The organism is Sinomonas sp. (assembly GCF_036848755.1).
In the GTDB taxonomy this organism is placed as follows: Bacteria; Actinomycetota; Actinomycetes; order Actinomycetales; family Micrococcaceae; genus Sinomonas.
The window spans coordinates 1-3,721 of the sequence record NZ_DAIUJO010000194.1 but is presented as its reverse complement, the minus strand read 5'-3'; the positions used below and the strand labels follow the sequence as shown (position 1 = coordinate 3,721).

At 72.6% G+C, this 3,721-nt stretch carries 5 protein-coding genes and 1 pseudogene; 5 read left to right on the top strand and 1 reads right to left on the bottom strand.

The genetic code is table 11. The annotated features are described in order from the left end of the window. The 3 genes and pseudogenes from V7053_RS18250 to V7053_RS18240 form a co-directional block, all read left to right on the top strand. Positions 1 to 159 (top strand): annotated as a pseudogene (locus V7053_RS18250) (thiol reductase thioredoxin); the annotation flags it as partial. 26 nt (positions 160 to 185) lie between these two features. After that, entirely contained in the window at positions 186 to 1,145 is a 960-nt protein-coding gene (trxB, locus tag V7053_RS18245; RefSeq protein ID WP_334173680.1) for a thioredoxin-disulfide reductase, read from the top strand. Next, a complete protein-coding gene (locus V7053_RS18240; RefSeq protein WP_334173679.1) occupies positions 1,142 to 1,705 on the top strand; it encodes a hypothetical protein in 564 nt (187 codons plus the stop codon). The genes trxB and V7053_RS18240 overlap by 4 nt, the downstream gene beginning before the upstream one ends. Positions 1,706 to 1,729: 24 nt before the next feature. Here the strand turns inward: V7053_RS18240 and V7053_RS18235 are convergent, their stop codons facing one another. Further along, positions 1,730 to 1,942: an SHOCT domain-containing protein gene (locus tag V7053_RS18235; protein ID WP_334173678.1), complete on the bottom strand. Its 213-nt coding sequence runs from the start codon at positions 1,940 to 1,942 to the stop codon at positions 1,730 to 1,732. A gap of 181 nt (positions 1,943 to 2,123) precedes the next feature. On the opposite strand from V7053_RS18235, the gene V7053_RS18230 reads away from it, so the two are divergent. Further along, positions 2,124 to 2,498, top strand: coding sequence for a DsrE family protein (locus tag V7053_RS18230; RefSeq protein ID WP_334173677.1), 375 nt, complete (start codon positions 2,124 to 2,126; stop codon positions 2,496 to 2,498). Further along, positions 2,485 to 3,306: a substrate-binding domain-containing protein gene (locus tag V7053_RS18225; RefSeq protein ID WP_334173676.1), complete on the top strand. Its 822-nt coding sequence runs from the start codon at positions 2,485 to 2,487 to the stop codon at positions 3,304 to 3,306. Before V7053_RS18230 ends, V7053_RS18225 begins: the two co-directional genes overlap by 14 nt. The last annotated feature ends 415 nt before the right edge of the window (positions 3,307 to 3,721 follow it).

The following is a 3,721-nucleotide window of genomic DNA, read 5'->3' as shown; positions in this document are numbered from 1 at the left end:
ATCACCTCGATCCCGACCCTGATGGCCTTCCGCGACGGGATCCTCGTCTTCTCCCAGCCGGGGGCCCTCGACCCCACAGGCCTGGAGAAGCTGATCGGCGCCGTCGAGGGCTTGGACATGGACGAGGTCCGGGCCCGCATCAAGGCGCGGGCCTCCTGAGCCCGGCCCGGAACGGAGGAGGGCGCATGGGCGAGCAGCTGGTCATCATCGGCTCCGGCCCCGCCGGGTACACCGCGGCCGTCTACGCCGCGCGGGCCGGCATGGAGCCCCTCGTCCTGGCCGGGGCGGTCACGGCAGGCGGGGCCCTGATGAACACCACCGAGGTCGAGAACTTCCCCGGCTTCCCCGCCGGGATCCAGGGGCCCGAGCTCATGGACGGCCTGCAGGCCCAGGCCGAGCGCTTCGGCGCCCGCATCGTCTTCGACGACGCCGTGGCCGTGGACCTGTCCTCGGAGACGAAGCGGGTCACCTCCGGCTCGGGGCAGGCCCACGAGGCCGCCGCCGTCATCCTGGCCACGGGCTCCGCGTACAGGGAGCTCGGCCTGCCCGAGGAGAAGCGGCTCAGCGGGCACGGGGTCTCCTGGTGCGCCACCTGCGACGGGTTCTTCTTCCGCGACCAGGACGTCCTCGTCGTGGGAGGCGGGGACTCCGCCATGGAGGAAGCCACCTTCCTGGCCCGCTTCGCCCGCACCGTCACCGTGATGGTGCGCCGTGACGCCCTGCGCGCCTCGCGCATCATGGCCCAGCGGGCGGCCGAGAACCCGAAGATCCGCTTCGAGTACAACACCCGGATCACAGCCATCCACGGCCCCGAGAAGGTCTCCGGTGCCACGCTCGAGGACACCGTCACCGGGAAACGGCGGCACGTCGAGGCCAGCGGGATCTTCGTGGCCATCGGCCACACCCCCCGCACCGGACTCGTCGCCGGGCAGGTCGAGCTCGACGCCGAGGGCTACATCGTCGTCGACCACCCCACCACCGCCACCAGCGTCGAAGGGGTCTTCGCCTGCGGCGACGCGGTCGACCACCGCTACCGCCAGGCGATCACCGCCGCGGGCACCGGCGCCGCCGCCGCCCTGGACGCCGAACGCCATCTCGCCGCCCGCGGCGCACACGAGGCCCTCTCCCTGGGCTCGGCCGGATGAGCGCCAAGGCGACCGGACCCGGGCGGGGCCAGGCGGTGACGGCCCTCCTGCCCCTGTCCCTGCAAGGGCGGCGCCCTGGGCGTCTTCGCGTGCTGCTCGGCTGGGCGCCTAGGCGGTGGGCCGCCGCGGGAGCGACGGCCGCGGCGGTCGCACTCCTGCTGGCCTCGACCTCCGCGCCCCTCGACGCCGGACCGGCGTGGGCGGCCATGGCCGTCTCAATCCTCGCCGTCGGCTCCGCGGCCGTCGGGATCCTCGCAGGGAGCTACGTCGGCGCCCCGGCCGGCGCCCAGCCCACCGTGTGCGACATCCGCTGGCCCCTGCTCGCGACGCTCGGGCTCTCCTTGGCCACGACGAGCGCTCCCGGCACCCTGCTCGTACAGCTCTTCGCGGGCCTGCCCCAGGCCGCGATCCAGTGGGCCGTCCAGCCCGGGCTGGGGGCACTTGCCCTCGCGGTCTCCGCGGCAGCCCTGCACCGCCGGCTCGGCATCGAACGCGATGCCCTCACCCGCCCAGGCGCCGGACCCTCGTGCTCTACCTGCCGCCCGCTCTTCCCCCGCTAGGTCGGCCCATCGCCCCGGGCGTGCTCACATCCACTCGCCCAGTGTCCGCACCCTCTCGAGGTAGTCCTCGGTGCCCAGCTCGCCGCGGGCGTAGCGCTCGTCGAGCACCTGGCGGGCCTCGCTCCTGGCCCCGCGCCGGCACCGCGCCAAGGCCGCGGCCACCGCGCGCCGGCACCAGGCCCGGACCAACGCCGCGGCCAGAAGCACCGCGAGGGCTACGGCCACAGGAACGAGCACGCCCCAAGGAGAAGCCGAACCGATCGAACCCCAAGCCGCCAAAGGGACCTCCTGACTGCCCTGCCGAATGTGTAACAAGATACGGGAAGGGGTATAGGCCATCAAGCTGGGCCCCTCCACCCCGAGGCGCGTGGGCGAGCCGGGGAACCCCTTTTGGGCCTGTGCGGAAGGAGACGAGGAAATGGCACCGGAAGAAGGCAAGGGCGCAGGCGGCGGCAGCCAGGGCACGGTCGTGCACCTGGACGACGCCGACGCCGGCGCACACGAGCGAGCGCTGCGGAACGTGGGGAACCTCCTGGACGCGCTCGACGACGGCTCCCCCGTCGAACTCGTGGTCCACGGCCCGGCCATCGCCGCAGTCGTGCGCGGCGCCGGCTCGGCCGAGTCCCTGCAGGCGCTGCTGGGCCGGGGCGTGGGCGTCGCAGCCTGCCAGAACACGATGGACCGCGAAGGGATCAGGGCGCAGGACCTGGCCGAGGGCGTGCACACGGTCCCCTCCGGAATCGCCCAGCTCGTGCTGCGCCAGCGCCAGGGGTGGGCGTATGTCCGCCCCTGAGCCCGCCGAGTTCTCAGCGGAGCCGTTCGACCAGTCCCTGGACCTCTGCGGCGACGTCCTTGGGGCCGGCCTGAGGGCACTGTTCGCGGGGAACCAGTTCATGGTCCTGCCTGAGCTCTTCGCCGCGTTCTCCGGCGCGACCGGGTCCGGGCCGGTGTTCTACGAGACCCTGCCGCCGGGGATCATCGTCCGCCAGCTGCGCAGCGGCGCCCTCAGGGTCGGGGCCCTCGAGCTGCGGTTCACCCCGGACCTGATCGCCTCCAGCCCCGCCGCTCTGGCTGCGCTGAAGGACGAAGGCCTCGTCGGCGAGGCGACGGTCTATGCCAGCAACTGCCTGACGCTCCTCGTCGCGCCCGGGAACCCGATGGGCATCGAGAGCCTGGCAGACCTAGGGCGTCCCGGAGTCCGGCTGGCCCTGCCCGACCCGCGCACCGAAGGCATCGGGCGCCTCGCCCTCGCCGCGCTCGAGGACGAGGGCGGGAGCGCGCTGCGGCAGAGGATCCAAGGCCACAAGAGGGAGGCCGGGGAGACGCTGCTGACCAGCATCCACCACCGCCAGAGCCCCTCCTGGCTCGCCCAGGGGCTGGTCGACGCCGCAATCGTCTGGGAGACCGAGGCCATACACGCCGCGCGCTCCCACCAGCCGGTCCAGGCACTGCCGCTCGATCCCCTGAACCGCCAGCGCGGACGGTACGCGGCCGCGGTCGTGCACCACGCGCCCCACCCGGGCGCCGCAGCCGCCCTCGAGGCCTTCCTCAACGCGGAGGAAGGCCGCCAGATCTACCGCAGCCACGGCTTCCAAGCCTGAGCACGTACAGCAGCGAGGACGGCCCGGGACATGCCCGGGACCCAGCCAAACGGGAGACAACCGGCGCAACAGGCCACGATCCCTTCACCGGCCTACCGAGGGCGGTCCGCTCGGGACGACCTTCTTGGCTCGAGCTCTTGCTCGTCTTAGAGGTTGAGCAGGCACGGGATCGAGGTCGTGCGCTGAAAACGCCACCGCTCAAGGATTCTCGCGGCGTTCCCACGGCGGGTGGTCGACGAGAATGCGGCCTGCGGAGCAGACCCAGCCATTGGCTCGCGGCTACGACGGGATGCGGGAATCGGTCGCGGGACCTGATCTAGTTCACTTGACCGGCCATGACTGAGATAGGCTATTCCCGGCTTCGCGCCGATTGGTGGAATGCAAGCCCTGTCCCGGTTCCCGCATAAGGCGGACC

Coding starts and splice junctions, on each gene's coding strand:
- trxB (WP_334173680.1), top strand. CDS start 186: ATGGGCGAGCAGCTGGTCATCATCGGCTCCGGCCCCGCCGGGTACACC.
- V7053_RS18240 (WP_334173679.1), top strand. CDS start 1,142: ATGAGCGCCAAGGCGACCGGACCCGGGCGGGGCCAGGCGGTGACGGCC.
- V7053_RS18230 (WP_334173677.1), top strand. CDS start 2,124: ATGGCACCGGAAGAAGGCAAGGGCGCAGGCGGCGGCAGCCAGGGCACG.
- V7053_RS18225 (WP_334173676.1), top strand. CDS start 2,485: ATGTCCGCCCCTGAGCCCGCCGAGTTCTCAGCGGAGCCGTTCGACCAG.